General features: G+C 55.4%; 30 protein-coding genes and 1 tRNA gene. 21 read left to right on the forward strand and 10 right to left on the reverse strand.

The window, feature by feature from the left end; all coding sequences use genetic code 11:
* Window positions 1–63 precede the first annotated feature (63 nt).
* On the forward strand, window positions 64–726 hold the full coding sequence (locus C0039_RS10120; RefSeq protein WP_076001227.1) for a cyclic nucleotide-binding domain-containing protein: 663 nt from the start codon (window positions 64–66) through the stop codon (window positions 724–726).
* Between the two features lie 28 nt (window positions 727–754).
* On the opposite strand, the gene C0039_RS10125 is transcribed toward C0039_RS10120, so the two are convergent.
* Window positions 755–1690: a fatty acid desaturase family protein gene (locus C0039_RS10125; protein ID WP_076001226.1), complete on the reverse strand. Its 936-nt coding sequence runs from the start codon at window positions 1688–1690 to the stop codon at window positions 755–757.
* Between the two features lie 109 nt (window positions 1691–1799).
* Between C0039_RS10125 and C0039_RS10130 the strand changes: the two genes are divergently transcribed.
* Window positions 1800–2609: a PaaX gene (locus C0039_RS10130; RefSeq protein WP_101517984.1), complete on the forward strand. Its 810-nt coding sequence runs from the start codon at window positions 1800–1802 to the stop codon at window positions 2607–2609.
* A 61-nt stretch (window positions 2610–2670) separates the two neighbouring features.
* Window positions 2671–3345, forward strand: a complete 675-nt coding sequence (locus tag C0039_RS10135) for a nitroreductase family protein (protein WP_076001224.1) — start codon at window positions 2671–2673, stop codon at window positions 3343–3345.
* On the opposite strand, the gene C0039_RS10140 is transcribed toward C0039_RS10135, so the two are convergent.
* Window positions 3342–3821 carry an Lrp/AsnC family transcriptional regulator gene (locus C0039_RS10140; protein ID WP_076001223.1) on the reverse strand — a complete coding sequence of 160 codons (480 nt, stop codon included), beginning with the start codon at window positions 3819–3821 and terminating at the stop codon, window positions 3342–3344. The two genes, C0039_RS10135 and C0039_RS10140, sit on opposite strands and share 4 nt — an antisense overlap.
* A gap of 138 nt (window positions 3822–3959) precedes the next feature.
* Here C0039_RS10140 and hppD point away from each other — a divergent pair, with 138 nt between their 5' ends.
* Genes hppD through C0039_RS10165 form a run of 5 tightly spaced genes read left to right on the forward strand, consistent with a single transcriptional unit; the run spans window position 3960 to window position 9008 of the window.
* Entirely contained in the window at window positions 3960–5048 is a 1089-nt protein-coding gene (hppD, locus tag C0039_RS10145; RefSeq protein WP_076001222.1) for a 4-hydroxyphenylpyruvate dioxygenase, read from the forward strand.
* Between the two features lie 12 nt (window positions 5049–5060).
* Entirely contained in the window at window positions 5061–5606 is a 546-nt protein-coding gene (locus C0039_RS10150; RefSeq protein WP_076001221.1) for a VOC family protein, read from the forward strand.
* The gene (locus C0039_RS10155) at window positions 5603–6604 is read left to right on the forward strand and encodes a fumarylacetoacetate hydrolase family protein (protein WP_076001220.1); all 1002 of its coding nucleotides are present in this window, start codon (window positions 5603–5605) and stop codon (window positions 6602–6604) included. The genes C0039_RS10150 and C0039_RS10155 overlap by 4 nt, the downstream gene beginning before the upstream one ends.
* On the forward strand, window positions 6601–7239 hold the full coding sequence (gene maiA / locus C0039_RS10160; protein ID WP_101517985.1) for a maleylacetoacetate isomerase: 639 nt from the start codon (window positions 6601–6603) through the stop codon (window positions 7237–7239). The genes C0039_RS10155 and maiA overlap by 4 nt, the downstream gene beginning before the upstream one ends.
* A gap of 11 nt (window positions 7240–7250) precedes the next feature.
* A complete protein-coding gene (locus C0039_RS10165) occupies window positions 7251–9008 on the forward strand; it encodes an aromatic amino acid hydroxylase (protein WP_101517986.1) in 1758 nt (585 codons plus the stop codon).
* On the opposite strand, the gene C0039_RS10170 is transcribed toward C0039_RS10165, so the two are convergent.
* Both C0039_RS10170 and C0039_RS10175 read right to left on the reverse strand, forming a co-directional pair.
* On the reverse strand, window positions 9005–10063 hold the full coding sequence (locus C0039_RS10170; RefSeq protein WP_076001217.1) for a TIGR03617 family F420-dependent LLM class oxidoreductase: 1059 nt from the start codon (window positions 10061–10063) through the stop codon (window positions 9005–9007). The genes C0039_RS10165 and C0039_RS10170 overlap by 4 nt on opposite strands.
* 53 nt (window positions 10064–10116) lie before the next feature.
* Complete coding sequence (locus C0039_RS10175; RefSeq protein ID WP_076001216.1) at window positions 10117–10938, reverse strand: class I SAM-dependent methyltransferase; 822 nt, start codon at window positions 10936–10938, stop codon at window positions 10117–10119.
* Window positions 10939–11109: 171 nt separating this feature from the next.
* Here C0039_RS10175 and C0039_RS10180 point away from each other — a divergent pair, with 171 nt between their 5' ends.
* Together C0039_RS10180 and C0039_RS10185 are read left to right on the forward strand one after the other, a co-directional pair.
* Window positions 11110–12147, forward strand: coding sequence for a tellurite resistance/C4-dicarboxylate transporter family protein (locus C0039_RS10180; RefSeq protein ID WP_101517987.1), 1038 nt, complete (start codon window positions 11110–11112; stop codon window positions 12145–12147).
* Between the two features lie 190 nt (window positions 12148–12337).
* On the forward strand, window positions 12338–13852 hold the full coding sequence (locus C0039_RS10185) for an alpha/beta hydrolase domain-containing protein (protein ID WP_101517988.1): 1515 nt from the start codon (window positions 12338–12340) through the stop codon (window positions 13850–13852).
* A gap of 129 nt (window positions 13853–13981) precedes the next feature.
* On the opposite strand, the gene C0039_RS10190 is transcribed toward C0039_RS10185, so the two are convergent.
* The gene (locus C0039_RS10190; protein ID WP_101517989.1) at window positions 13982–15304 is read right to left on the reverse strand and encodes an amidohydrolase; all 1323 of its coding nucleotides are present in this window, start codon (window positions 15302–15304) and stop codon (window positions 13982–13984) included.
* A 460-nt stretch (window positions 15305–15764) separates the two neighbouring features.
* On the opposite strand from C0039_RS10190, the gene C0039_RS21405 reads away from it, so the two are divergent.
* From C0039_RS21405 to C0039_RS10235, 9 genes are all read left to right on the forward strand, one after another.
* Window positions 15765–15899, forward strand: coding sequence for a hypothetical protein (locus C0039_RS21405; RefSeq protein ID WP_279304924.1), 135 nt, complete (start codon window positions 15765–15767; stop codon window positions 15897–15899).
* 1356 nt (window positions 15900–17255) lie between these two features.
* The gene (locus C0039_RS10205; protein WP_101517992.1) at window positions 17256–17537 is read left to right on the forward strand and encodes a putative quinol monooxygenase; all 282 of its coding nucleotides are present in this window, start codon (window positions 17256–17258) and stop codon (window positions 17535–17537) included.
* A 112-nt stretch (window positions 17538–17649) separates the two neighbouring features.
* A complete protein-coding gene (locus tag C0039_RS10210) occupies window positions 17650–18057 on the forward strand; it encodes a GFA family protein (RefSeq protein ID WP_101517993.1) in 408 nt (135 codons plus the stop codon).
* 69 nt (window positions 18058–18126) lie between these two features.
* The gene (locus C0039_RS10215) at window positions 18127–18357 is read left to right on the forward strand and encodes a hypothetical protein (RefSeq protein WP_101517994.1); all 231 of its coding nucleotides are present in this window, start codon (window positions 18127–18129) and stop codon (window positions 18355–18357) included.
* A gap of 109 nt (window positions 18358–18466) precedes the next feature.
* The gene (locus C0039_RS21540; RefSeq protein ID WP_480341216.1) at window positions 18467–18880 is read left to right on the forward strand and encodes a GFA family protein; all 414 of its coding nucleotides are present in this window, start codon (window positions 18467–18469) and stop codon (window positions 18878–18880) included.
* Window positions 18881–18961: 81 nt separating this feature from the next.
* Entirely contained in the window at window positions 18962–19258 is a 297-nt protein-coding gene (locus C0039_RS10220) for a putative quinol monooxygenase (RefSeq protein WP_076001208.1), read from the forward strand.
* 93 nt (window positions 19259–19351) lie between these two features.
* Complete coding sequence (locus tag C0039_RS10225) at window positions 19352–19645, forward strand: DUF1330 domain-containing protein (protein WP_076001207.1); 294 nt, start codon at window positions 19352–19354, stop codon at window positions 19643–19645.
* A gap of 91 nt (window positions 19646–19736) precedes the next feature.
* The gene (locus C0039_RS10230) at window positions 19737–20801 is read left to right on the forward strand and encodes an ankyrin repeat domain-containing protein (RefSeq protein ID WP_101517995.1); all 1065 of its coding nucleotides are present in this window, start codon (window positions 19737–19739) and stop codon (window positions 20799–20801) included.
* A 290-nt stretch (window positions 20802–21091) separates the two neighbouring features.
* Window positions 21092–21616 (forward strand): GNAT family N-acetyltransferase, encoded by a 525-nt coding sequence (locus tag C0039_RS10235; protein WP_076001205.1) that lies wholly within the window; start codon window positions 21092–21094, stop codon window positions 21614–21616.
* 107 nt (window positions 21617–21723) lie between these two features.
* Here C0039_RS10235 and C0039_RS10240 read toward each other — a convergent pair.
* Both C0039_RS10240 and C0039_RS10245 read right to left on the reverse strand, forming a co-directional pair.
* Window positions 21724–21799: transfer RNA gene (locus tag C0039_RS10240), tRNA-Ala, on the reverse strand.
* Between the two features lie 128 nt (window positions 21800–21927).
* A complete protein-coding gene (locus C0039_RS10245; RefSeq protein ID WP_101517996.1) occupies window positions 21928–22923 on the reverse strand; it encodes a TauD/TfdA family dioxygenase in 996 nt (331 codons plus the stop codon).
* A 207-nt stretch (window positions 22924–23130) separates the two neighbouring features.
* Here C0039_RS10245 and C0039_RS10250 point away from each other — a divergent pair, with 207 nt between their 5' ends.
* Both C0039_RS10250 and C0039_RS10255 read left to right on the forward strand, forming a co-directional pair.
* On the forward strand, window positions 23131–23502 hold the full coding sequence (locus tag C0039_RS10250; RefSeq protein ID WP_076001203.1) for a DUF4345 family protein: 372 nt from the start codon (window positions 23131–23133) through the stop codon (window positions 23500–23502).
* 11 nt (window positions 23503–23513) lie between these two features.
* A complete protein-coding gene (locus tag C0039_RS10255; protein ID WP_232334791.1) occupies window positions 23514–24038 on the forward strand; it encodes an FKBP-type peptidyl-prolyl cis-trans isomerase in 525 nt (174 codons plus the stop codon).
* A gap of 71 nt (window positions 24039–24109) precedes the next feature.
* Here C0039_RS10255 and C0039_RS10260 read toward each other — a convergent pair whose 3' ends face one another.
* Genes C0039_RS10260 through C0039_RS10270 form a run of 3 tightly spaced genes read right to left on the reverse strand, consistent with a single transcriptional unit; the run spans window position 24110 to window position 25883 of the window.
* On the reverse strand, window positions 24110–24508 hold the full coding sequence (locus C0039_RS10260) for a YchJ family protein (RefSeq protein WP_101517997.1): 399 nt from the start codon (window positions 24506–24508) through the stop codon (window positions 24110–24112).
* Window positions 24501–25121 (reverse strand): trimeric intracellular cation channel family protein, encoded by a 621-nt coding sequence (locus C0039_RS10265; RefSeq protein WP_243391592.1) that lies wholly within the window; start codon window positions 25119–25121, stop codon window positions 24501–24503. The genes C0039_RS10260 and C0039_RS10265 overlap by 8 nt, the downstream gene beginning before the upstream one ends.
* 3 nt (window positions 25122–25124) lie before the next feature.
* On the reverse strand, window positions 25125–25883 hold the full coding sequence (locus C0039_RS10270; protein WP_101517998.1) for a glutathione S-transferase N-terminal domain-containing protein: 759 nt from the start codon (window positions 25881–25883) through the stop codon (window positions 25125–25127).
* Between the last annotated feature and the right edge of the window lie 14 nt (window positions 25884–25897).

The following is a 25897-nucleotide window of genomic DNA, read 5'->3' on the forward strand; positions in this document are numbered from 1 at the left end:
AGCGACCAGCATTGCCAGGGACGGCCCGGCGATGGCGATCCATGCTATCGGGAGTAATCAGCCATGCTGGAGAAAAACAACTTACTGGAACTGCTGGTTGATCATTGCCAACAGCAGCACTACCCCCCACGAGTCCAGGTGCTGCAGCCTGGAGACCCCGCAGACACGCTTTACTATGTGGTGGAGGGCTCCCTGTCCATTCACCGTGAAGACGAAGGCGGTCAAGTGATTGTCCTGGCCTACCTGCACCAGGGCGACTTTCTGGGTGAGATGGGTGTCTTCCTCGATTTTCCCTCGCGGGGCGTCTACGTAAAGACCCGCGCAGCCACCGTGCTTGCCCAGATCACTTATCAACACCTGCAAGCACTACTGGAGACTGAACTCGCACCACATCGTGCCGATTTTTTGCACCTGTTCGGCGCGCAGTTGGCGAAGCGCCTTATGCAGTCCGAGCGCAAAGTCGGCGACCTTGCGTTGCTGGATGTCACCGGACGAATCGCCCGTGTACTGCTCGACCTGACGGAAGAACCCGACGCGCATGTGCACCCTGACGGCATTCGCGTCAAGGTCACGCGCACGGAGATGGCACGGCTCACCGGGTGTTCCCGGGAAATGGCAGGACGCTGCCTGCGCGAACTGGAGGAGCGTGAGTTGATATTCAGTGAAGGGCGCAGCGTGATTGTACTGGGTGCCGGCAAATCCGGGGCACCGCTGGAAAACGTTTAATCGCCAGCGTACTGCTGGTTAAAGGTATCTAGGTCGGCTGTGGTGCGCCCGCAAACTCCGGCACCGCACGCTTGATCACCTCAAGGTAACTGTCGGCCAGGGCCTTATCGTGGCCTGCATAGAAGCCTCGCTCCTTCAGTAAACGGTGCAGCGCAGGCAGCCTGTGTGCCGGCACACTAGCGAGCACGTGGTGCTCCAGGTGGTAATTCACATGGTTGGGGCATAAAAACAGGCGCTCCAGCGGACTGGCAATAGTGGTGCGTGTATTCATCCGCGGGTCCGGGTCATAAAGGTCGGGCACATTGCCGTGCTCGGCGACCTGGCGGATTCGCGCAACCAGCGGATAAGCCGTGAAGTAGGCTACGACCCAAAGCAGGTAGTAAGCGCCGATACCGGCTACCAGCATGGTGAGAAAGATGATCAGGTTAACCAACAGGCCTCGCACTTCAGCGCCGCTCTTTTCTCCCTCCCTTAGCATCAAATTGCGCCCTTTGCCGCCGAAGATACTGCGCATTAACAGAATGCCAGTCTGCCCGGTAACATCGCGCTTCACCTTGCGCAGGAAGCTGGCCCGACTCACCGGATACGCGCGATAGTTGGGCAGGTCAGGGTCACGGTCCGTGCCCGCGTGGCGATGATGCTCGCGGTGAGACGCACCATAAGCATTGACGTCGCCCATTACAGGGTAGGCGCAAAGCCACTGGCCAACCCACTGATTGAGTCGCGGTGACTTGAACAGCGTTTTGTGTCCGGCCTCATGCATGAGCACGGCAAGACCCAGCTGGCGGCCACCGAGCAGCAGCACTGCCAACAACAGCGTCAGGGGGTTGGTCCAGCTAATCGCCATGGCGAAAACTACGAAGATGAGCAACCAGTTGCAGGCCACCATCCAGGTGCCGGCCAGATCACTGCGCTGGGTGAACGCCCGAATTTCATCCTTGCTGAGAAAGTCACTGGCTTGCATCACTACATCTCCGTTCGCCGATTATGGGGATACCTCGCTCACAAATAATGTAACACGAAACACATTATTGTGCATATAATTGTTATATGCTGACACTGAAGCCGGATCGATGAATAGAGAAAACACAGCCCAGCCCCCTACGGCCAAGCGACTGGTCCTTTCACTGCTCAGCGCACCCGATATGCACGAGGTCAGCATTGCGCTGTTGGTGAACTGGGGAGAGCTGTTTGGCATTGATCCTGCCACACTGCGCGTCACCGTGGGGCGCCTGACTCGACAGGGTCTGCTGGCGTCCACCAGGCGCGGTGTTTACCACATTGGTCCCCGGGGCCAGCTCATCGCCGAGAAGGCACGCAGTTGGGTCGCGGTAGAGCAGCGTGTCGCGCCCTGGCGTGGCCAGTGGATACTGGTGCATGCTGGCCATCTCGGGCGCACCAACCGCACTGCCCTGCGTATGCGCGAGCGCGCCTTCCGCCTGAACGGCTTCGTTGAATACGTTGCAGGCCTGTGGCTGCGCCCCGCCAATCTTGCAGAGCCGCTTACGGGGACACGGACCAGCCTGCTCGCACTGGGCCTGGAGCCCGCGGCAGTGATGTCACTGGCCAGCGAATTACCAGGCGTGGAGGATCAGGAACTGTTTGCGCTCTGGCCTCGCGTCGACATTGAAGCGGCTTACCGCCTGCACCTTGAGGCCATGCAGCGAAGCACGGCACGCCTGCCGAAGCTGGAGCTCGCTGAGGCCGCACGGGAAACTATCGAGGTAGGCGAGGCCGTCATCCGCCAGATCAACGCCGATCCGCTGCTTCCCACACCGATGATTAACGCTGCAGCGCGACAGACCATGATCGAACACATGCTTGAATACGATAAACTGGGCCGCGAGACCTGGCGTCGCTATATTGCCGAGTTCGCCGGATGATGGCCTGCGGCAATCCAGTCTTCCCACGACTATACGAAAACATAATGGAACGAGTCACCCCATGAAAGATTATCAACCCGTGCCACTGCCTGACTGGAAAGGCTATGACGAGGAGGAGATGCGCCTGCGCGCCGCAAACTACCTCAGCGACATCAGGCGTCGCCATTCAGTGCGCAACTTCTCCGATATACCGGTGCCTCGTGACATAATAGAAACCTGCATCCGCGCGGCGGGCACAGCGCCCAGCGGTGCCAATCACCAGCCGTGGCACTTTGTTTGTGTGTCTGACCCTACTGTCAAACGCAAGATACGCATTGCCGCGGAACATGAGGAAGAAGCCTTCTACAGCGGCCGGGCCGGCGAGGACTGGCTGGAAAACCTCGATAAACTCGGTACCGACCAGCACAAGCCATTTCTGGAAACGGCCCCCTGGCTGATTGCGATCTTTTTGCAACGCTCCAGTCAGGATGATGCAGGCAACAAACGCAAGAACTACTACACGAGTGAATCAGTCGGTATCGCTACCGGTTTTTTGCTCAACGCCCTGCATTGCGCGGGACTCGCCACACTCACGCATACGCCCAACCCGATGAGGTTCCTGAACGAGGTTTTGAATCGCCCCGCGACTGAACGCGCCTATATGCTGCTGGTCGTCGGCCACCCCACAGACGACGCCACGGTTCCGGCCGCTGCTCTGCAGAAAAAGCCCCTGCCTGATATCGCCACGTTCATCTAGGACACTGGCGACCCACTGCCAATTGGCAGCGCACCGCCCTCCTTGACTGCCAGCAGACTGAAGTTGGACTCAATGTTGCGTACGCCGGGGAATTTGAGAATACGCTGCATAGAGAGTTCTGAGAAATGATCCATATTGCGCGCCACCACCTTCAGTAGAAAGTCATGTGATCCACTCATGGCGTGGCACTCCACTATATGTTCTTCCCCTTCCACTTCGGAGAGAAACTGGCGTTGCTTGCGCTCGTCCTGCTTGTCCAGGGTCACCAGCACGAAAGCTGTGACCTGCAGACCCAGCGCCCGGCGATTCAGGCGTGCCGCATAACCATCGATGACGCCTGCCTGTTCCAGTCCGCGCACCCTGCGAAAGCACGGGGACTCTGACAGCCCTACTTTTTCCGCCAGTTCCACATTGGAGATACGTCCATCCGCCTGCAGGCGACGCAAAATATCGCATTCCGCTCGATCGAACTTCATGGAATAATCCTCCTGTTTTTCCTACTAAATGGCAATATCCCATCTTATTAGCAACAAATACAGGCGTTAATAGAAGAAAAGCACCCATTAAACAGCGTTATCGTGGATAAACCTGAATAATGATAACGGTGAATTACGATGACCGACCTGTTTGACAACCCCATGGGCCTGGACGGCTTTGAATTCGTGGAATACGTGGCCCCGGAGCGCGGTGTACTGGAACCGGTATTCGAGATGATGGGGTTCAGCCATGTTGCCAGGCACCGCTCCAAGGATGTGGACCTGTGGCGCCAGGGCGATATCAATTTCATCATCAATTATCAACCTCGCTCCTGGGCCAGTTATTACGCTGAAGAACACGGGCCCTCCGCCTGTGGTATGGCCTTCCGGGTTCGGAACGCGACGCAGGCTTACCAGCGTGCCATGGATCTTGGCGCGCAGCCGATCGACATTCCCGCCGGCCCGATGGAGCTGAAACTCCCGGCAATTCGCGGCATTGGCGGGGCCATCCTTTACCTGATCGACCGCTATGAGGACGGCGCCTCCATCTACGACATCGACTTCGAGTACCTCCCCGGCGTGGATCGGCATCCGCAAGGCTGCGGCTTCAAACTGATTGATCACCTGACCCACAATGTTTACCGCGGCCGCATGGATTACTGGGCGGGCTATTACGAAAAACTCTTCAACTTTCGCGAGATCCGCTTCTTTGATATCAAGGGCGAGTACACCGGCTTGCGCTCCCGGGCGATGACCGCGCCAGATGGCAAGATACGCATTCCCCTGAACGAGGAAGGACGGGCCGGAGGCGAGGGCCAGATCGAGGAGTACCTGATGCAATACAACGGTGAGGGCATTCAGCATATCGCCTTTTCCTGTGACGACCTGTTAACCTGCTGGGACCGCCTTAAACAGAACGGCGTACCCTTTATGACCGCCCCGCCCGCTGCCTATTACGAAATGCTCGATGAGCGACTGCCCGGCCATGGCGAACCGGTCCCTGAGCTCCGCGCTCGCGGCATACTGTTGGACGGCTCGACAGCGGAAGGAGACACGCGCCTCTTGCTGCAAATCTTTTCGGAAACCTTGATAGGGCCCATATTCTTCGAGTTTATTCAACGCAAGCGGGATGAGGGTTTTGGCGAAGGTAACTTTCAGGCCCTGTTTGAGTCGATGGAGCGTGACCAGCTGCGCCGTGGTTCGATCCACACTGGCGACGTCGCCTGAGGTCTATCCCCTATGCAACTCAAACGAATTCATCACGTCGCCTACCGCTGCCGGGATGCCCGGGAAACCGTAGGTTTCTACCAACGTGTACTGGGCATGGACTTTGTCCTGGCCATTGCCGAGGACCAGGTCCCCTCCACCAAAGCCCCCGACCCATACATGCATGTATTCCTGGATGCCGGCATGGGCAACGTCCTTGCCTTCTTCGAGCTGCCGAATTCCCCGGATATGGGGTTTGACGACAACACACCAGACTGGGTGCAGCATATTGCGTTTGAACTGGAGGACTGGGACGCCCTGCTCAGCGCCAAAGCGGCAGTAGAAGCGGAGGGCCTGGACGTGATCGGCCCCACCAACCACGGAATCTTTCAGTCGATTTATTTCCGGGACCCCAACGGGCATCGACTGGAGCTGGTGGCCAATACCTGTTCACAGGCAGAAATGAACGAGTTGCACCGTGTGGCGCCGGCCATGCTGGAAGAATGGAGCGCAACCAAAAAAGCGCCTAGGCATGCGGCCTGGTTGCACAAAAAAGAATTCAAGGGAGATGAGGAATGAAGCTGGCAAGCCTGAAGTCCGGACGCGATGGTAAACTGGTGGTGGTATCAAGGGACCTGACCCGAGCGGTGGACGCCGGGTTTATCGCCTCCACCCTGCAGAGCGCACTGGATGACTGGGCGAAGACAGCGCCCGCTCTAGACGCCCTGTCGCAACAGTTGAATGCCGGCGAATGCGCCGGCACCTTCGACTTCGACCCAAAAGCCTGCGCTGCTCCACTGCCCCGCGCCTACCACTGGGCAGATGGCAGTGCCTATGTGACGCACGTGGAACTGGTGCGCAAGGCCAGGGGCGCAGACCTGCCCGAGTCGTTCTGGAGCGACCCCCTGGTTTACATGGGCGCTTCGGATGCCTTTATCGGTCCGCGAGATGATATACCGGTGCAAAGCGAGGACTGGGGTATCGACTTCGAGGCTGAGGTTGTCGTTATCACCGACGACGTGCCAGCGGGAATCAGCAGCGAACAGGCCCGCGACCATATCATGCTAATCGGCCTGGTCAACGATGTATCCCTTCGCAATCTTATCCCCGGAGAACTGGGCAAGCAGTTCGGCTTTTACCAGTCCAAGCCCTGGACCAGCTTTAGCCCGGTACTGGCGACGCCGGATGAGCTGGGTGATGCGTGGGATGGCGCCAGACTGCATCTGCCTCTGCGCGCCAGCCTGAATGGCAAGTTGATAGGTTCACCCAACGCCGGCGTGGACATGACCTTCGACTTCCCCACGCTGATCGCGCATTGCGCCAAATCGCGGTCGCTGATGGCAGGCACCGTTATAGGCTCTGGTACAGTATCCAACGTGGGCAGCGCGGACGGCTCATGCTGTCTTGCTGAGGTGCGCTGCCTTGAAACCATTCGGGACGGAGAGCCAAAGACCCCATTCATGTCATTCGGTGACAGAGTGGAAATTGAAATGCGGGACAGCGATGGTAGCCCCCTCTTCGGTGCTATCGACCAGGTCGTCACACGCTATTACCCGCCAGGGAGCCAGGCGCAATGAAACTCTTTTCCTACTTTCGGTCTTCCGCAGCCTTCAGGCTGCGCATCGCCCTGAATCTAAAGGGCCTTGCTTATGACTACGAGCCGGTAAACCTGTTGCGCAAAGAACAGAAGAGTGACGCCTACATGGCCCGCAATCCCCAGGGGCTGGTTCCTGCAATGGAGTTACCCGGTGGCGACACGCTGGGCCAGTCGGTGGCACTGTTGGAGTGGCTGGAAGAGACCCACCCGCAGCCCGCGCTGTTGCCGGCAGATGCCTTACAGCGGGCGCGCGTGCGCTCAGTGGTCAATGCGATTGTCTGCGATATACACCCAATCTGTAATCTGGCGGTCACCAACTACCTGCGGGACAGGCTGGAGGCGAACCAGGAGGACCTGGCCGATTGGTATACCACCTGGATGCACCGTGGTTTCCATGCCATTGAAACCACATTGTCCACAAACGACACGCTTTACAGTTTTAGCGACCAGCCGGGCATGGCCGATATCTGCCTGGTTCCTCAGGTATACAACGCGAAGCGCTTCAACGTGCAACTGGACCCGTTTCCCCGCATCCTCAGCGTCGTGGAACGCTGCCAGCAGCTGGCGGCATTTGCTGACGCAGCACCTGAGCGGCAACCCGACAGTACGCTCTAGGGGCGCCTGCGATGGATCAGCAAACAATAATTAATAGCCTTCCGCTTCACCTTCGCCCCTTCGTCAAACAACAACGCTACGACGACTACACGCCTCGCGACCAGGCCGTGTGGCGATTCGTAATGAAGCACCTGAGCAGGCAGCTGGCCGACTCTGCTCACCCGATTTACAAGGAAGGCCTTGAGCGCACCGGTATCGCCCTGGATCACATACCTTCGATTGATGAAATGAACGCATGCCTGGCCCGGCTGGGCTGGCGAGCAGTCGTCGTTGACGGGTTTATCCCTCCAGCCATTTTCATGGAGTTCCAGGCGTTGAAGGTGCTGGTGATTGCTGTCGATATGCGCAGCGTCGACCAGATCTTCTACACCCCGGCGCCGGATATTCTGCACGAGTCCGCAGGCCACGCCCCCTTTATCGTCGACATTGACTACGCCGAGTTCCTGCAACGCTTCGGCGAAATAGGCATGAAAGCCATAGCGTCGCATGCAGACCTGGAACAGTACGAGGCGATTCGCGAGCTTTCGATTCTCAAGGGGTGCCCGCAGAGCAGTCGCCAGGAGATAGAGACTGCCGAGGAAAAACTGGCAAAGCTTTGCAACACCGAACAGGCACCTTCTGAAGCAGCATTGCTGACGCGCCTGCACTGGTGGACAGTGGAGTACGGCCTGGTAGGAGACTGCGAGGATTACCGGATTTTTGGTGCCGGCCTGCTCTCCTCTCTGGGTGAAAGCCAGCACTGCATGGATGACACAGCTGTGCGCAAGCTGCCACTTACCGTGGATGCTGTGATGTCACCCTACGATATCACCCGGGAGCAACCCCAACTTTTCGTCACCAAGAGCTGCAAGCATCTTAGCCAGGTACTGGAGGAGTTCGCAGCCTCCATGTGTTTCTACAGAGGCGGCACGGAGTCTTTGCGAACGGCGATTGCAGCACAAAGCGTGTGCTCTGCCTGTTATGACTCAGGCGTGCAGGTTAGTGGCGTGTTTACCGAGGTCCTGTGCGACGCGGTAGGTAATGCCACCTACCTGCGCACCACCGGCCCCACCCAACTGGCCTACCGCGACCGCGAGATGCTTGGGCATGGCGTTGCCCACCACGCTGACGGCTTTGGCTCACCCATCGGCCACCTCAAGGATTTCAGTCGCTGCCTTTCGGAGTATACGATTGATGAGCTCAAGGCTCACGCCATCGAAATTGGCCAACCCACCAAGCTCGAGTACCTTTCGGGGATCACTGTGGAGGGGACGCTGCAAGAGGTGTTTCGCCAGGACCACCGCAACCTGATACTCAGCTTCAGTGATTGTGGGGTCACGGACTTGCACGGGCGCGTCCTGTTCGCTCCGGAATGGGGTACCTACGACCTGGCCGTGGGTTCCGCTATCTGCTCGGTATACGGTGGCGTGGCAGACAAAGAGTCCTTGCAGCTCTTTAAACCGACGCCGCGCACCAGCACCCTGCGCGTTGATGTCGATCCGTCGCTGATGGCCTGCTACTCGCTGGTGGACAGGCTGCGTCAGCAACCTGCCGGGCTTGACGCCGATGACGGCAGCATTGAAGACGCGTTGCTCGCAGCCCTTGCACAATACCCGAACGAATGGCTTTTACGTGTCGAAATGCTGGCGGTGGCGGACAGCAACTTGCAGCAAAGACTGCTAGAGGAGTTGCGCCAGCTTGGCACAGCAAATAAGGCAACGGAACAGCTGGTAGCGATGGCCCTGGGCGACTTCCCTGCGCCTCATGAAGACAGGCCCGCTTCGGCTTAACGAGCCGGCTCCAGATTACCGTTGAAACCGGAAAAGCGCGTCTCTATCGCTTGAATATCATCGATCACTGCTGCCGGCAGTTGGCCAGGCGTGTCATAGGAGGCACTGTCAGATAGCGCATCGGCGAGCCCACCGAACTGCCGTTCTATCTCGCTGGCGATCTGGTCATGACGACCAATCGCGCAGAACAATTGCAGCATGTCGTCAGAGACCACAGCTGGCATGTCGCGCCATTGATTGTTCTTCGCCATGTCATTCAGCTGCTCGCCCACGTCCAGCAGATCATGCTGCTCCAGCACCGGCCAGTAGGCCCGCGTTGAACCGTAGAAAGCGATGCGCTGACGATGGAACTCCACACTGGCGGCCACCTCCTCGTCTGTCGCACCACTGACCACGAAGCCGCCGCCGCTGACCTGCAGGCTCTCCCGGCTTCGCCCCGCTCTGGACAGGCCTGTCTGCAGTTCAGGGAGCACTGTATTCTCAAAGTACTTACGGGTGCAAAAAGCATGCAGTCGCACCCCGTCTGCCACCTCACCGGCAAGCCGCAGCATGGCGGGACCGACCGCAGCCATGGTTATGGGTGGCGGCGCAAATGCCATGGGTTCGGGGGTAAAATTGGGCGTCATCAGGGTAAACTGGTAATGCTCGCCCTGAAATGCGAGGGGCTCGCCTGTTTTCCAACTTTGCCAGATCGCCCGCAGCGAACCAATATACTCTTTCAAACGCGGCACCGGTGCAGACCAGGGCACAGAGAAACGCCGCTCGTTATGGCCCTTTACCTGCGTACCGATACCTAATTCGAAACGTCCACTGCTCGCCAGCTGCAGGTCCCAGCCAATATTTGCCATCACCATGGGACTGCGTGGAAAGGCAATCGCCACTCCCGTTCCCAGTTGCAGACCCTGGCTGTGAACTGCGGCAACGCCCAAAGGCAGGAAGGGGTCGTGACGATTTTCCTGGGTCAACACACCGTCGTACCCTGCCGCCTCTATACGCGCTATTTCGGCGGGTATTGCACCGAGGTCGTTCTGCACCAATGTAGTGTAAATTTGCATAGGTTAATTCCGCCAGACGCCTGACCAAATCAGGCGCCCGTAACATGATTGGATTAGGGCTTGCGGAACACCAGGGTCATGCGTTCACTTTCACCAATAGCCAGCATAGGTGCCTTTTGCGCGTCAGTTTCCAGCTCATGCAGGGTTGGCGGAAGGTTCCATACTCCTTTCGGGTAGCGCTTGACGTCCAGTGGGTTACGATTGAAGAACCCCTCTGCTTCCAACACAAAGCCAGCGCCGGTGGCCAGGGCAATGATGTAGTCCCGCCCCACGTAACCAATATTGCGCGACATCCAGTCCTGCTCAGGATCCGCCATATGCTGCACAATGCCCAACTTGCCGCCAGGCTTGAGGATGGCAAAGAAATGCTCAAATGCAGCGGGGGCAACGCCGGAGCGCACCATACCGTGAGCGCTACGGAAGGTCAGCACCCGGTCGACACTGTTGTCTTTCGCTGCCGCGATAGTCAGTGTGTCGGCCTCTTCATCGAACATCAACGAGCTCACCTGTACTTTACCGTAGACAGCTGCATCGGCATTGAGCTTGGCCTCAAAACGCTCTCTGGACGTCGGTCGATAGCTCGCCTGCTCGTCGCCACTGTCGTAATGGGCGGCGATCAGCTTGCCGTTCTCCTTCAGGTAAGGCGCAAGAATCTCGGTGTACCAGCCACCACCTGGCCAGACTTCCACCACGGTATGCTGGGGCTGTACATCGAACAATTTCAGGGTTTGCAGCGGGTGGCGATACTGATCCCGTGCCACCCAGGCCTCCGTGCGGTGTTCTCCCTCTATCGCGGCCTGGAGCTCCGCATCGTTTGCATGCACAGCTTGCACCGAAAACAACGTTATCAGCGCTGCATAGACTAGTGTCTTCATTTAGGTTTTCCTCTCTTGGGTTGCTATCTTGTCAGTGGGTGATTGGCAGGGTACAGCCGGTCTGCACTACCTGGCAAGGACTCACCCCGACCTTGAAAAAATAAAGCCAGCTATCCCCCCATGCTTCATTCTGTTATACGATGTGTGCGCTCAACGGGACCAAAATAACACATGCTAAAAGCACTGCAGGCACTACACCCCGGTAACTTCGCTCTGGTGATGGCTACTGGCATACTCAGTATTGGCTTGCAGTCGCATGCGCAGTATTGGCTTTCAGATGTATTCAGTATTATTGCCGTTGCCGCCTGGGTTATTCTGATCTTCCTCTGCACTGTTCGCGTCGTGTTGTTCCCGGGAAATGTCTGGGCTGACCTGACGACCTCGAGAACAGTTTTTTCCTACTTCACGCTTGTCGCGGCAACCAACATCGTGGGCATGTTGATGCTCACCTATGACCTTCCCCTGCTCGCAACGGCCTGCTGGTTCCTGGCCTTTTTGTGTTGGTCACTACTGCTGTATCTGGCGTTCAGCGTGCTCACGTTCATCAGTCACGAACACAATGTGAACATCGTACATGGCGGCTGGCTGATAACCATTGTGGGCACCCAGTCCCTGGTGCTGCTGGGCGTTAAAATCGCGCCCTTCCTGGGCCACTACGCTAACTACATGATGATGGAGGTACACCTGCTTTGGGGTCTTGGCCTTGCACTGTACGGCATTTTCATCGTGCTTTTCTGTCACCGTATCTTCTTTCTGGAACTCAAGCCTGAAGACCTGTCTCCATTGCTCTGGGTGGTAATGGGTGCTGCTGCAATCAGTGCCAATGCCGGCACCAACTTGTTCGAAAGTGAAAACCAGCTTTCCTTTCTGGCCAACCAGAAGCCATTTATCGATGGCGTGACCCTGATGACATGGTCCTGGGCCACCTGGCTTATCCCTCTGCTGACACTCTTTGGCGTATGGAAACACCTGGTTCGCAAAATCCCTTTCCGTTACGAGCCCATTGTTTGGAGCATTGTTTTTCCACTGGGCATGTACGCGGTAGCCAGCGATCGCCTGGGCGTGTTAGCCGAATTCCCACCCATGGTCTGGATCTCACAGGTAATGCTGTGCGCCGGACTGGTTGCCTGGGCGAGTGCATCATCAGGCCTGCTGCGGCGCCTGGGGCAGACGATTTTCTCCGGCGAACACGAACACATACCAAAATAGCGGCGAAGCATTTTCTCAATGAAAACGAATGAGACACCGACCTCCTACAGATGCATCACCGTCTTATCACCCTACATCATGCTCTCCTGGTAAGCGTCGATATGGTATTTTGCAGCCGGCACTTGATCGCCTCTCCTGGAGCAGATGGACATCCCCCCATGTTCGCCACTATTTTAAAGAGTCGACCCCTATGCTGAATCAAAGATCTTCCCTGCTGCGCCTGTTCGGTGTTGCTCTGACTGTTACCGCCCTTTGTGCCTGCTCCGACAGCAGCGACCGTCCTTCGGCACCACCGGTGCCCGAGTACCTGCCTATTGCCAACCCGGACGTATCCCTGCCTCCCGACGAGGGCTCTATCAATCTGTTAGCGCAGAATTTTGATCTTGGCGATGTGGGATATCAGCAGTCCGAGTATTTTCTGGAAGGTAACGCGTCTGCCTTTACTAACCTCAGTGAACTAATGCGGGACGGACTATGGGAGGCAGAGCCTGGTGAGCAGGCGGCCTACAAAACACGCATCGTGGTCTACCGCCCGATTGAACCGGCTGACTTCAGTGGCACTGTGATAATGGAATGGCTGAACGTCACCGCAGGGTTTGAAACGCCACCCAGTTGGGGCACAGGTCAACTCGAAATGCGTCGCGGCGGCGCTGTCTGGATCGGTGTATCAGCGCAACTGATTGGCATTGAAGGCAATGAGAATGGCCTGCTGCCCTTGCACCTGAAGGCCGTTAACCCAGCCCGCTATGGTTCGCTCTCGCATCCGGGTGACAGTTTCTCATACGATATCTTTTCGCAAGTCGCGCAGGCGGTGCGGGAACCCGTGGGCATCGACCCGCTTGGCGGCCTGGTTACTGAGCGCATCATCGCCTATGGCGAGTCGCAATCGGCCGGCCGACTCACAACCTACGTGAATGCTGTACACCCGCTCTACAACACCTTCGACGGCTATATGATCCACAGCCGCGGCGGTGGCAGCTCCTCCCTGGCCCAGGAGCCACAGGTCAGCATCCCTACGCCCGAGGCCCCGCAGGTGAGAACAGACCTGAACGTGCCGGTGATGACGTTTGCAACAGAGACCGACGTGGTGTTCCTCGGCTACGCGGCAGCACGACAGCCAGACACAGACATGATCAGGACCTGGGAGGTGGCCGGAACCGCGCATGGGGACATCTACACCTTCGTGACCGGCCGCGATGACACCGTAGGCGACCCGGTATTCGCCTCCGTTATCGAGGAAAACTCGGTGCTGGGCTTTATCTCCTGCGAGAAGCCGATCAACAACGGGCCGCATCACTATGTGTTCAATACCGCAGTCAGGGCGCTGGACGAGTGGGTAAGCACGGGCACCCTTCCCCCGACTTCTCCTCGCCTGGAAATCAACGACGATGGCTCGGACTATATTTATGACGAACTCGGGAATGCCAGGGGCGGCATCCGCACACCCTATGTCGATACACCTTCTGCCATTCTGCGCGGTGAACCCAATTCCGGCGCCAGCTTCTGCCGCCTGTTCGGCACCACTTCACTGTTCAGCGCCGAGCAGATGGCAACGCTCTATGTTGATGAAAGTGGCTTTGTGGATGCAGTGACCGAGTCCACCAACGCGGCCCTGGAAGCCGGCTTCCTGTTGCCCGAAGATGCGGATGCAATCACCACCTGGGCACCGCAACAATGGCGACGCCAGACTGATGAAGCGCCGTGAGGCGTGGCACACAGAGAAGTGGCCACACAGGATTGAGCTGTTGGTCAGCGCGCAGGATGCGCCATGCCGTGACCTGTTCGCGACGTCGACAGGCTTATATCGAAAGAGCTTGTTAGCTCCCCGTTAGGGCTACTTCTGCATCAACTCCAACAGGGCAGACACCGTTGCCTCAACGCCAAGCGTCACTGCGGGCTCCGGGGTGATCTTGAACAAGGGTGAATGATGCGAGGGCACCGGCTCACCACCCGCGGCCTCGCGGTCGAATTCGGCTTGCGGCGTGCCGCCCACAGCGAAGTAAGTGCTGGGAATATACGGATCGGTGGTAAAGAAGGGGAAATCCTCGGCACCCATGCCCTTGCGCTTATTGCCATAAAAGATATCCCCACCGAAACGGGCCGCCCACACGCTGCGCAATCGTCCAGTCAACGCCGGGTCATTGATTGTCGGCGGCACGGACTCCTCGGATACAATCACCTCAGGTAGCTTGTCCTCCGGCAGACCGGCAACCCTCCCCATGTTCTCGGCCACGCGCTTGATTCCCGCCAGTAAGAGTTCGCGTGACTCAAAATCGTCGTTGCGCACCGTTAGCTGAAGATGTGCGCGGTCGGAGATAATGTTGTGTTTGCTGCCAGAGTGAAATGAACCCACGGTGATAACACCCGCGTCCCTGGGCGCCAACTCCCGGCTGACCACCGTCTGCAGGGCCAGCACAATCTGCGAACCGAGTACGATAGGGTCAATGCCACGGTGCGGGCTGGCGCCGTGAGCACCAACGCCGTGGACGATGATATCCACGGTATCTGCACCCGAATACGGGGAATCCATAACAGCAGACAATTTGCCCGTTGGAATTTCGGAGGAAACGTGGAACGCAAGCGCATAGTCGGGCTTGCCGAAACGTTGCCAGAGATTGTCATCCATCATCTGTCTGGCGCCAATTACGCGTTCCTCAGCCGGCTGCCCGATCAGCATCAACGTACCTGACCAGTGGTCCTTCCGGGCCGCCATCGCGCGGGCCGTGCCCACCAGGCTGGTGATATGTACGTCGTGGCCACAAGCATGCATCACCGGGACTTCTTCCCCGCTGGTATCGACCTGTCGGGCGGTGGACGCATTGGGCAACCCGGACTTCTCCTCCACAGGTAAGCCGTCCATATCCGCTCGCATCATCACCAGCGGACCATCGCCATTTTCCATCATGGCCACCACGCCAGTTCCGCCAACACCCTCGGTTACCTTGAAGCCAGCCGCGCGAAGCTCTCCGGCAAGTCGCGCCGCCGTTTGAGTTTCCAGCGTAGACAGTTCCGGGTTGCGGTGAAAATAGTCGAACAAGCCACCCAGGTGTGCCTTGTAGTCCTGATCTATATCGCGACCGAGTTCATCGCTGCTGGCATTACCTGCGAGAACTGTTGTGCAAACTAAAACGAATAGAAGCTGGGAAAGCACTGGCATTTACCTGATCCTTTAACAATTGCATTTCCGCAGGCTAACAGAGCCGCATAAAAGCACAATAGCAAACAAGAGACGTTTGGCCCCCGCTCAATGGACATCCCCTGACAAGGGGCGCACCAGGCTCTTTATCCTTTGAGTTATGGACGGCATGACCTGCACTGATTATTCGAACTACTAACTACTTGATGGGAGTAGCTCGTAAACCGTGTTTACCGCCCTGGTAATAGTGTGCCCCACGCCCTCCGGCCTCCCCTCCCGGGTTGGCCCCTACCATTCATTAGTGTTTAACGTCTAATTCCTGAATAGCTTATAAGGGGTGACTATGACCCCATTAGTTCATGCCTGTTCTGAAGGTAAACCAATTACGCTGGGGAGACGCCCTCGTTGTGAGGCCCTAAGCGGCGTCGCTGTTCGTAGCGTCAGCCGGGAATTGCAGCATTTCATATATCAGGAAATATTAATGAAGATTGATGTATACCAATCTGCAAAGAAAAGTGACTGCTTTCTGTCTGTTCCGACAGGTACCGATCCAAGCGCGATTAAAGTCAGCGCCAAGGAAGGGAAAGTCTACGGAGAAGTGAGATCCTTTCAATAGTCGCTAAGCATTGATACGACCGATAACAGAGCCGCTATCGATTCGAGCGTTGTTATTGATCAGATCAATGAAAAGGGTTATGCAATACAGGGCGCCATCGTACAATTTGAAGGCGTTTGAAATAGACGCTATTAATAACTTTATATAAAGTAACAAACAACCCGCACCCACTGCGTAAAACGAATATGCATTTATTGGAATTTGCTGCGTCGCTGTGCAAAATCACGACTTCCGTCAGCCTGCCCTGCTGTAGTAATTACCAGCGCGCTGCTTATAACCACAAAACGTTTCCGCGGAAACGTACCGCAGCATGCTTGGCAAATGCCTTGTCGGTATTTCCTCGCCGAGCCCGGCAACGCGCTCCATTAGCAAGTACAAGCAATCGGGGCCGCCGTACCGGCGACCCATGTTGTGGGCGTCATACGCGCCCCACAAAATGACAGGAGGTTGATTTGCAAGAGTTTCCCCATGTTTCACACAATAAATACTGGGCTAGAGTGTTATATAGACCGGTCTATATACTTAACTGTTAAAGGTTACTCGTGCTGTTCGCATACTCAAACATCTACATCCCGATTATGGCCTATATACTCATAGCGCTTTCCTCAAAGGCTTTGTACTCTAGCGGTTCACGACTCGCGGGTTTGATTGTGGGAGCTTCGTCTGGTGCGCTTGCCTTTGCATCCCTCATGGCAGAAATTTGGGGGGAGTGGCCTAAGCAAATCGTCTATGGCCCTCAAGGAGAGTTTCTTTGGTTCGGGGGGCAGCCGAACGCGTGGCATGAAGTCCTTGGGTATTTGTGGGCACCATGTTTACTACTAATGGCAATCGGTCTCTGTGTTCATGCTCGCAGAATCGCAACCCTTAACAAGTAAGGGCTTGGGACGCCGTAACCGGCGCCCCAGCCTTAGGCGTTAGGTGGTACTCGCAGTGGTCAAGCGGCAGCTGAAAGCGTGCATTCTGATTAGTCTAATTATGGCCCTGATTCTACCCATTGTTAGTGTAGAAATTTATGTCCTAGTGAACGATATCGAAGATAGACCCGATCATGTAGCGTATGAGCGTGCCATAGAAAGAGGAGAGGATCCTCTCGATGCTGCCACCGGTTCACTAAGGAAGATCTCGGGCTTCGAACGAATAACGCATCGTTTCCAAGATTGGTATAGTTTTCAGGAGTATCTTTGGCAGGTGGGTTACTACTTTGCAATACTTTTGATTGCTACTCTTCTGGTAAGTGGAGTGAAGCTCTATGGAAATCGCACCACCTAACAAGGCCAGGCAGTGCGCTCCCTGCGGTCGCCGGACGCGCGTACCGCGCGCCCGCTGCTGCAAGCGTTATACGTTTAGAGAGATCCGGTGAGTAAAGTAACCCTTAAAGGATATGTTATCGCTTCCGACGAGGATTTGCCTGGAATAAGAGCGGAGCTTCCACGTCATATTGAGCTCACACGTCAGGAAGACGGGTGCTTGGTATTCGAAGTTGTGCAAGACCCGAATGATAAACACAGATTCAACGTTTACGAAGAGTTTATTGATAAAGCGGCATTTGAAGCGCATCAAAATAGAGCTAAAGCATCGAGTTGGTGGGCTGTCAGTCGAAACCTAGAAAAGCACTATCGAATAATGGATGGTTTTTAGTGAGGGTCAATAAAACGTATAACAAGGCGGTGTTGTCGCCTTCGGCTCGGACGGCCCACTTCGTGGTCCGCCGCAAACCTCGGCGTTATGTGTACAGTCAGGTATCGAGCTCATGAATAGAGTTGCACAATGTGCATGTAAGAATGTTGAAGTAAGTGTTAAAGGCGATCATGTTAGGCATATAGCGTGTCACTGCGACTATTGCCAGAGGATGTCAGGGTCTGTGGCAACACTCTGTGCCGTATACAAGGAAGAAGATTTCCTGTCAGCAACTGGAGATACCACAGTTTACGAACTGCCTAAGTGGCCAGGTGCGAAAAAGTACTTTTGCTCCAGTTGCGGATCAACGGTTCATTGGGTTAATCCAGTCGCATTTCCTGGCATGCATATGATTGCTGGTGGCTGTTTCGCAGATCCTGATTTTCCAGCACCAGATACAGTAACCCAAACAAAATATAGACAGCCTTGGTGCCCTGAATTTGAAGGTGCAGATCACTATGAAGGATATTCAGGTAAGTAAGCTAAAACACATAATTAACTGTTATGTGGCAGTAGAGCCAAGCCTCGATCACTAAAGGAGATATATCGCATGGAAGCGCTTTCAATTGTTGGTCTTATTCTTTTCATTGTTGGTGGGCTGGGTCTTCTTATCGCCGCCTTCAAGACAAGTATATTGTGGGGAGTAGGAATAATCGTCATTGCTCCCTCCGCCCTAATTTATACGGTTCTTCACTGGGGCGAGGCAAAGAATCCTTTTTTATTGCAGCTGTTAGGCTTTGTAATTCTATTCGCCAGCACCAGTGGATTGCAGACGCTGTGATTATGCGGAAACCACATAACAAGAACCGGCAATACGCCCCTGCGGGGCCGGAAGCCCAAACCGCTGCGCGGTTTAAGCGCCGCTGCGGTAAGCGTTATGAGTACCTGTAATGACTATCAGTGGTAGCTGCGAGTGCAACAACATCAAAGTCATATGGCACACAATTGATCACAGTCTTGTGCCTAGGGCTTGCCAATGTGAGTATTGCTCATCTAAAGATGCCGCCTATGTAACAAAATCAGGCACAAAGTTTGAAGCTATTATTCAAAACGAGAACCTTCACAAGCAGGTACAGCACGGGTCTAGGAGCGCAGTGTTTCATGAGTGTGCTAACTGTGGCCAGGTTATATTTGTTACATCTGAAATAGACGGTGAATTATATGGCGCCCTTAATGCTCGCCACCTCACCAACAAATTTGGGTTCGCGGAACCTGTTGAGCTCAATTATAGCTATCAGTCTCTCGAGCAGAAACGAGATCGATGGCGTCAGAATTGGTGCCACCCGGTTCTCATAACAAGTTAAGGCAGCAAGGGCGCTTCGCGTTGGGACACACTAACGTGTGCCCCTGCTTAAAGCGTTAGGCCATTAACAGGAGACCGAACATTGATAATTGTTTTAGGCAGCGTCATCGTTGATGAAGCGAAGGTATCTGAAGCACTTGAGCAGAGCAGGGTTCACGTTGCTAGATCCAGGGCTGAACCTGGCTGCATTTCTCATGCGGTTTATCAAGACCCCGAGGTGAAAGGTAAATTGGTCTTTGTGGAAGAATGGCAAGATAAAGAATCACTAGCTAAGCACTTTCAGGTTCCCGCTTCAGGCGAGTTTGTAAAGGCTGTTAGCGAATTTGCCGTTGAGCCCCCATCTATGTCAGTTTTTAGCGCAGAGCGAGTAGAAATTTGAGTTTTCGCTGGCCTAAAAAGGCCAGGCAGTTCGCTCGCTTTGCTCGCAGGGCGGCGTTAACCGGTTTAAACCACATCGCAAAGGAAAAATGTCATGGCAGGGTATCTGATAGCAAATTACCGAATAACCAACCCAGAGGCTTATGAAGCCTATCCTCCCGCTGTAATCCCAACCTTAGTTGCTTGCGGTGCGGAAGTACTTGTCGCTGATTACGAAAGCGAAGTGGTTGAGGGGCAAGCGTCGAGTGTGACTATTGTGTTGAAATTCCCGAGCAAGGAAGCGGCGCGTTCATGGTACAACTCTAGCGACTATCAAGAGATCATTCGTCATCGCCTGGATAATACTGAGGGTTTTCTCCTCTTTGCTGACGAGTTCAGCAGGCCGTGATACTGAGTCTGTACGGCCTAAAAAGTCACGGTTTGAGAAGCACTAGAGTTGAAATCTCACATAATTCACCGCATTTCACGCGATCTTTAATATGGATAATGAAACAAGAAGTAAATTGATTTACCGCCTCACCTGGATTGCTCTTCTGGTAAGCATCATATCCCTTGTTCTGCTTGTTGTTGGTAATCAATCAAAAGGTGATACAAGCTTAACGCTTTGGTTTATTCTCCTTCTCTTACTCGTATATGTGTCTGCACCTTTACATGGCATTATCTTAATAGGGTCACTGGTCCAGCTAATAAAAGGTAACGGATGGGCTATCAGGTGGGTTTATCTATATTTGATTCTCGCGGTGAGCGGACATTTGATAGTTGGATACAGTCAGGGGGCATTTGATAGTCAGCTTATTAAAATAGCTCGATTTAAAAGGTCAATCGAAGAACCGGCACAGCTAAAACTGGAACAGGCCATTAGTCGAGGGCCATCATCAAAAATTGAAGATGTGCAGGCTGCTCTGGCCGATGGTGCAAATCCTAATGCAGGTATCTTTGATAACCGCTTACCTTATTTAGTGGTTGCTGCAAGCAGAGCAGATGTACCGGTAATTAAGGCACTACTGGATGCTGGTGCAGACCCGAACAAACGAGCCACCATAGAATATGAATCTATCGAAAACCCTTTACCGTTGGATGTAGTAGCCTTTTCAGAATATCAGGGCGTGGCTGTTAGTGTGGAATTGTTACTGGCTGCAGGTGCTGACCCCTCTCAATCTATCATGAAGATAGGAGCCTGCAGGCGCGGTGATTTGTCTCTTTATGGCCAAACTGAAAGCTCTGGTGCCAGAGTTCTGTTTGATATGAAGGGTCAAACTTGTCTGCACCACGCCGCTGAGACAAATCAGCTCGCTTTCTTAAAGGCACTTTTATTTGATCCTGCCTATAAAAATGAAAAGACCAGGGAGATGCTGGTGATGAATAACCATAGAGGTCAAACTCCATTGGATGTCGCTGTAAGCAGCGAACATTTCGAAGCTGCCGTTCTTATGGCAAAAGCAGGAGGGAAAGCAAACAAGAAAGAGCCTCTTAAAGATGTTCTGAGAAATCAGGCTGATAACCCTGTGCTGGATGAGTTAAAAGAACTCCTTCTTGGTGAGTAACTAGAAGAAGAGCGATTCCAACAAGCGCTTCCACTACACCCGCAAATCGCGCGGATCAGTGAATTCAACGTTAATGAACGGCAGCTCCCTGCCCACGACCAAGGCATTCCACATGGAGTGTTCGATAATGAGTGCTAATGCCAAGATAAAGGCCGCTGTCGTCGACCAAAGCTGACGCTCAGATACTTGTGGTAATCTGGGTTTCAGAGTGAGCTCCCGAACTGCAGCGGACAATTTACTCACCTGCTAGCCAACGCACTACAAGCCAACGAGGAATTGATTCGTAATCAATGGACCCACGAATTCGGCGATATAAGTCTTCGGATGCCGCAGCCTTTCAAGAGGCGGTACTCAGCTCCATAAATCATCTATCCCGGTGGCTTTCGTGGTGTACCCCCGCTTATAGCATCAATGACGCAGTGGAATGGGTCAATTCAGCAGAGAATTCCTGGAAAGCGGGAACGGACTATCGATTTTTAGTAGAAGACACTAAAACCGGGGCAGTCATTGGTGGAGTGGGAATCAATCAAATTGTGCATCAACATCGTGTTGGCAATCTAGGGTACTGGGTTCGCGAGTCCGCAATAAATCGTGGAGTATGTACAACAGCCGCTCGTCTTGCGACGGAATATGCCTTCAGGGAACTGGGCTTTCAGCGAATAGAAATACATATCCAAGTCGATAATCACGCTAGCAATGCGGTCGCGTCAAAGCTAGGCGGCGAGTTTGAGGGGATCTTGCGAAACAAGCTGATGTTCAATGGCGAATCTGTTCGAGCCAAATGCTATTCCATCATTCCAAGTGACTACGAATAACCGGCTACCGAGCGTCCGCTACTGGCCCTGTGGATTCAACCGGTCAGCGGTTCGATTGGCGGCCCATACGGAAAAAGCCGGACCTCATACGAGATCCGGCTTTTGATTGGTGGAGCTAAGCGGGATCGAACCGCTGACCTCAACACTGCCAGTGTTGCGCTCTCCCAGCTGAGCTATAGCCCCAAGAACTTGTGCTAACTTGTTGATCCATCTGGATTTTTGCGTGAGCAAGATCAATCAAGAGGTGCGCATTTTATTTAGCCGGGCCGCGCCTGTCAAGGCATGTGCGGAAATACCGCAGAGCTGCCGCACTATAGCGAAAGCCACAGGCGCAGCAGATGCCGCCGCTGCGCCGGGTCTTCAAAATCCTCGTACTCGGTGCGGGCGTGCAGAATGGTATGGTTGGACAGCAACTGAATATCCCCCGGTTGCAGGTCCATATCCAGGTACATACCCTCCTCCATGGCGATCGACTCGTAGGTATCGAACAGATCTTCTTCCTCTTGCGTTAGCGGTGGCACGTCATCATGGCGCACGGCTGAACGGAAGTAGTCCGCGTGATAGAAGGTGCGCAGGCTGTCGTCTGCATAGCGACACGGGGGAATCAACAAGGTGCTGCCCACCTCATTCACATCCTTATCGCGAACATCCAGGTGAACCGGTTCGAACAGCCTCGCTACGAGCTCCGGTCTGCGGCGCAGTAATTCGTTGAACACGGCAACGGAGCTTACAATGCGGCTCTTACCTCCGGACCGCGCTTTGTGCAGGCATAACAGGCCGACCACGTCCGCGGCATCGCAGTGGTAGTCGATGTTAGCGGCGGTCTTGTAGAGTCGTACCGTGTTGACTGCGGCGCGCTCGCGCAAATCGACGACATGGCCCAGCAGGTGGCCGTCCGGGTTTTGTTCGCCTGGTTGACCCAGATGCAATCCAAAGCACCAGAAGAATCGCTCGCATTGCGCCTGTGACCAGCGCTCAACCGGCACACCGCGAATCACCTGGAAGCCCAGCCCCGAGCCGAGAGTCGCTCGCCACTCCTGAAAGCGTTGCGTCAGTGCGGGAAGCGGGAAGTCGCTGGCTGTGAGCGTGCGTGTATCCACCGCGCGGTCTTCAAGGAGGGCCAGAGCCGCCTCAATCTCCGCAATCTCGCCTTCCTCAAGCCGATAAGCCATTTGCTCCAACGGCGGTATGTCTTTTCCCCGCCATGCCGCCGCGTATTGCAGTGGTTCACGCGGTATCTGCTGGTGTGGTCGATCGAAGTAATGCAGAGTCTGCTCTATAAAGCTAAGGTAATGGGCGCTGGACACGGCTGGTCTCCTGATAAGAACCGGGCTTGCCGACGTTGCGTGAACTGTAAACCGTGACAATCCGTAAACACAGGTATTCTACTTGAATAGTTGTTCGTGAGTAGACCGTGGACGGCGATTGTGGGAGTGAACTGCGCGAGGAAGACAGTACCGAGCCTGTACTGATTCGTATGGTCCACATAACCAGCAACACAGAGGTAACACCCAATGTTTGAAAAGTTACTCCTGAGCGCAAGCGGGCTCATCTTCCTCGGCTACGGCCTGGCTTGCTTCATCAACCCTGAACTACCCGCCGCGCTTGCCGGTTTGAGTATCGAATCCGGCGACGGCTTTGCAGAAATGGGGGCAATGTACGGCGGTCTGCAGTTCGGCGTGGGTGTATTCTGCCTGATGTGCGCGGCCATACCTGTGCATACCCGCGCCGGCTTACTGCTGTTATTGCTGGGTATAGGCTGCATTGCACTGGCAAGGTTGGTCTCTGCCTGGGATGCGGATTGGATGGTGGGTTCGTACACCTGGGGTGCCTTGGCCTTTGAGCTGCTGGTTTCCGTGCTAGCCGCCGTCGCCCTGAAGCGTTAAAGAATAAACGTGTGTATGATACGCGCGACGTAAAACAGCATGAGCGACCCAGCGTGAATATAGGCCCCAAAACCGTTACCGTTTTCCACTACACATTGCGCAATGCAGCAGGCGAGGAGCTGGAAACCTCGCGTGGCAGCGACCCCAGCGCCTTTCTGTACGGCGCGAACAATATTATTCCCGGTCTGGAAAAAGCCTTGAAAGACAGAACAGCGGGCGATGTGTTTACGGCCGACATTGCAGCGGACGATGCCTACGGGCAGGTAGACCCCAAGCGGCAACAACGCGTCCCCAGCAAGCACCTGGTATACAAGGGCAAGTTAAAGCCGGGTATGGTGGTGCAGCTCAACACCAGCGAAGGGCGCGTGCCGGTAACCGTAGTGAAGGCGGGCCGCCACAGCGCCGATATCGATACCAACCACCCACTGGCAGGACAGGCTCTCAGCTTTGACATCGAGATCATAGAGGTACGGGAGGCGAGCGCGGAAGAAGTTGCCCACGGTCATGCTCATGGACCCGGTGGACATCACCACTAGGCAAACCGCAAGTAGAGCATGCACCGCGGCGGCGCGCGGTAAGCATGCCAGGCGCCGCTGGCCACTACTAACTATAAGTGCTCCCCATCCAGGTAATACCAGCTTCCGTCGATCTTTTCGAAACGGCTGCGTTCGTGCAAACGGTGCCCTTTACCCGCCACCTTGAAGCGGGCGACAAACTCCACCGTGCCCTCACCCTGTTCCTGCTGACCCGCCTCAGTGGCCTTGATCGAAAGACCTATCCATTTTTGCCCCGGGTCCAGGCGAACACGAGAGGGCCGCGTCCTTGGGTGCCAGGTGGCGAGCAGGTAGTCGGTCTCGCCACGCGCAAACGCGCTGTAGCGGGACCGCATTAATGCCTCTGCAGTGGTCGCCGAGGACTCACCGGAAATAAGGCGGCCGCAGCATGCCTCGTACTCAATTTTGCCCCCACAGGGACAGGCCGCAGTAGCGGCCGCTGGCCTAGCCATCCGCGCGACCATACTTGGGCAGGCGCAGATCAAACAGGATCGCGCAGGCGCGCAAGGTAAATGCCGCCGCAATCGAGGCAGGCAGGGCAATGAAATCGGGCACTGCAAAAGCTTGCATGGAGGTATAACAGAGGGCTCCCAGTAATGCAGCGGTCACGTATATCTCGGGCCCAAGCAACACGGGCTCCTTGTTCAACAGGGTGTCGCGGATCATGGAACCGAAAGTAGCGGTCATCACGCCCATGCCTACCGCCACAATCGAGGGGGCATCAAGTTGCACGGCCTTGATCGCCCCCAGCACACTGAACAGTGCCATACCCACCGCGTCTGCCCAGAGCAGTACTCTGTGCAGGGAGTTGAACAGCGGTGCCAGAAACCAGGTTGCAATGGAGGCGCCCAGGCAAATCCACAGGTATTGCGTCTGCTGAAACCAGAAGACCTCATCGGCGCCAAGCAACAAGTCACGAACTGTGCCGCCGCCTATACCGGTGATAGTGCCGAAAAGGATGAACCCGAGCATATCGAGCTTTTGCTCGGCGGCTGCCAGCGCACCACTGACAGCAAACACGGCGGTCGCGACCATGTCGACGACCGTAATGGTCTCAGCCAGCACGCTTCAGCTGCTGCCGCCGTAGTGGCTTACCAGGTAGGCAAGAATATCGGCAGACTCAAACAACCCGCTGTCCGTATTCGGGTCGAATAAGTAGGGAATGGACACCCTGCCCTCCCGGTGCTGCAGATGACGGCGGTTTTCCAGCACACTTTCCGGGACAACCTTCAATGCCTTGCGCACCGGCGGCAACAGCCACTCCTGCAAGCGGCTGCGACCACAGTTGCGTACCACGTAGGGCATTTCCATTTCGCATAGCTTTTCACGCACCAGCCGGGCATAGGGGCTGGATTCAAAACTGTACAGCTCAAGCAGTTCAGCCGGAAGGACACCCGGGCGGGCCTGCATGCCCCGGTTCATGCGCGGTGCGCTGGCCAGCATGGAGCCTGCCGTTTGTAATGCACCCAGGCGCCACTTCAACGGGGGCTTGCCGTCACCGTAGGTGGCGAACAGGTACTCGATGATATCCAGCGACTCATAGAGCTCGGCGCCGGTGTTCGGGTCAACCAGATAGGGAAACTGTGCCTTGCCGCCGCGCGCTTCCAACTCCGGTCGGAACCGCTCACCACCCTTCGGGCAGGGCAGAATCAGCACGTCCAGATCCAGCTCTGTGAGCGCCTCGCGTACAAGACGGCAGTACGGGCAGTTTTCTATGTCGTATAGCTGCACCAGTTCTGCAGGTTTGTCTGCGATGCGCTGTACCTGAATGCCGTTGGTACCGCGAATCAGCGTTGAGACCAGCGACCCGGCGAGATTGAAAGCCATAAGTAGATTCCTTG

The sequence above is a fragment of the Pseudohalioglobus lutimaris genome, assembly GCF_002866825.1.
Classification (GTDB): Bacteria; Pseudomonadota; Gammaproteobacteria; order Pseudomonadales; family Halieaceae; genus Halioglobus; species Halioglobus lutimaris.

Excerpts from the sequence above, each read along its gene's own strand:
- C0039_RS10120 (WP_076001227.1), top strand. The coding sequence starts at position 64 with ATGCTGGAGAAAAACAACTTACTGGAACTGCTGGTTGATCATTGCCAA.
- C0039_RS10125 (WP_076001226.1), bottom strand. The coding sequence starts at position 1,690 with ATGCAAGCCAGTGACTTTCTCAGCAAGGATGAAATTCGGGCGTTCACC.
- C0039_RS10130 (WP_101517984.1), top strand. The coding sequence starts at position 1,800 with ATGAATAGAGAAAACACAGCCCAGCCCCCTACGGCCAAGCGACTGGTC.
- C0039_RS10135 (WP_076001224.1), top strand. The coding sequence starts at position 2,671 with ATGAAAGATTATCAACCCGTGCCACTGCCTGACTGGAAAGGCTATGAC.
- C0039_RS10140 (WP_076001223.1), bottom strand. The coding sequence starts at position 3,821 with ATGAAGTTCGATCGAGCGGAATGCGATATTTTGCGTCGCCTGCAGGCG.
- hppD (WP_076001222.1), top strand. The coding sequence starts at position 3,960 with ATGACCGACCTGTTTGACAACCCCATGGGCCTGGACGGCTTTGAATTC.
- C0039_RS10150 (WP_076001221.1), top strand. The coding sequence starts at position 5,061 with ATGCAACTCAAACGAATTCATCACGTCGCCTACCGCTGCCGGGATGCC.
- C0039_RS10155 (WP_076001220.1), top strand. The coding sequence starts at position 5,603 with ATGAAGCTGGCAAGCCTGAAGTCCGGACGCGATGGTAAACTGGTGGTG.
- maiA (WP_101517985.1), top strand. The coding sequence starts at position 6,601 with ATGAAACTCTTTTCCTACTTTCGGTCTTCCGCAGCCTTCAGGCTGCGC.
- C0039_RS10165 (WP_101517986.1), top strand. The coding sequence starts at position 7,251 with ATGGATCAGCAAACAATAATTAATAGCCTTCCGCTTCACCTTCGCCCC.
- C0039_RS10170 (WP_076001217.1), bottom strand. The coding sequence starts at position 10,063 with ATGCAAATTTACACTACATTGGTGCAGAACGACCTCGGTGCAATACCC.
- C0039_RS10175 (WP_076001216.1), bottom strand. The coding sequence starts at position 10,938 with ATGAAGACACTAGTCTATGCAGCGCTGATAACGTTGTTTTCGGTGCAA.
- C0039_RS10180 (WP_101517987.1), top strand. The coding sequence starts at position 11,110 with ATGCTAAAAGCACTGCAGGCACTACACCCCGGTAACTTCGCTCTGGTG.
- C0039_RS10185 (WP_101517988.1), top strand. The coding sequence starts at position 12,338 with ATGCTGAATCAAAGATCTTCCCTGCTGCGCCTGTTCGGTGTTGCTCTG.
- C0039_RS10190 (WP_101517989.1), bottom strand. The coding sequence starts at position 15,304 with ATGCCAGTGCTTTCCCAGCTTCTATTCGTTTTAGTTTGCACAACAGTT.
- C0039_RS21405 (WP_279304924.1), top strand. The coding sequence starts at position 15,765 with ATGAAGATTGATGTATACCAATCTGCAAAGAAAAGTGACTGCTTTCTG.
- C0039_RS10210 (WP_101517993.1), top strand. The coding sequence starts at position 17,650 with ATGAATAGAGTTGCACAATGTGCATGTAAGAATGTTGAAGTAAGTGTT.
- C0039_RS10215 (WP_101517994.1), top strand. The coding sequence starts at position 18,127 with ATGGAAGCGCTTTCAATTGTTGGTCTTATTCTTTTCATTGTTGGTGGG.
- C0039_RS21540 (WP_480341216.1), top strand. The coding sequence starts at position 18,467 with ATGACTATCAGTGGTAGCTGCGAGTGCAACAACATCAAAGTCATATGG.
- C0039_RS10225 (WP_076001207.1), top strand. The coding sequence starts at position 19,352 with ATGGCAGGGTATCTGATAGCAAATTACCGAATAACCAACCCAGAGGCT.
- C0039_RS10230 (WP_101517995.1), top strand. The coding sequence starts at position 19,737 with ATGGATAATGAAACAAGAAGTAAATTGATTTACCGCCTCACCTGGATT.
- C0039_RS10235 (WP_076001205.1), top strand. The coding sequence starts at position 21,092 with ATGGACCCACGAATTCGGCGATATAAGTCTTCGGATGCCGCAGCCTTT.
- C0039_RS10250 (WP_076001203.1), top strand. The coding sequence starts at position 23,131 with ATGTTTGAAAAGTTACTCCTGAGCGCAAGCGGGCTCATCTTCCTCGGC.
- C0039_RS10260 (WP_101517997.1), bottom strand. The coding sequence starts at position 24,508 with ATGGCTAGGCCAGCGGCCGCTACTGCGGCCTGTCCCTGTGGGGGCAAA.
- C0039_RS10270 (WP_101517998.1), bottom strand. The coding sequence starts at position 25,883 with ATGGCTTTCAATCTCGCCGGGTCGCTGGTCTCAACGCTGATTCGCGGT.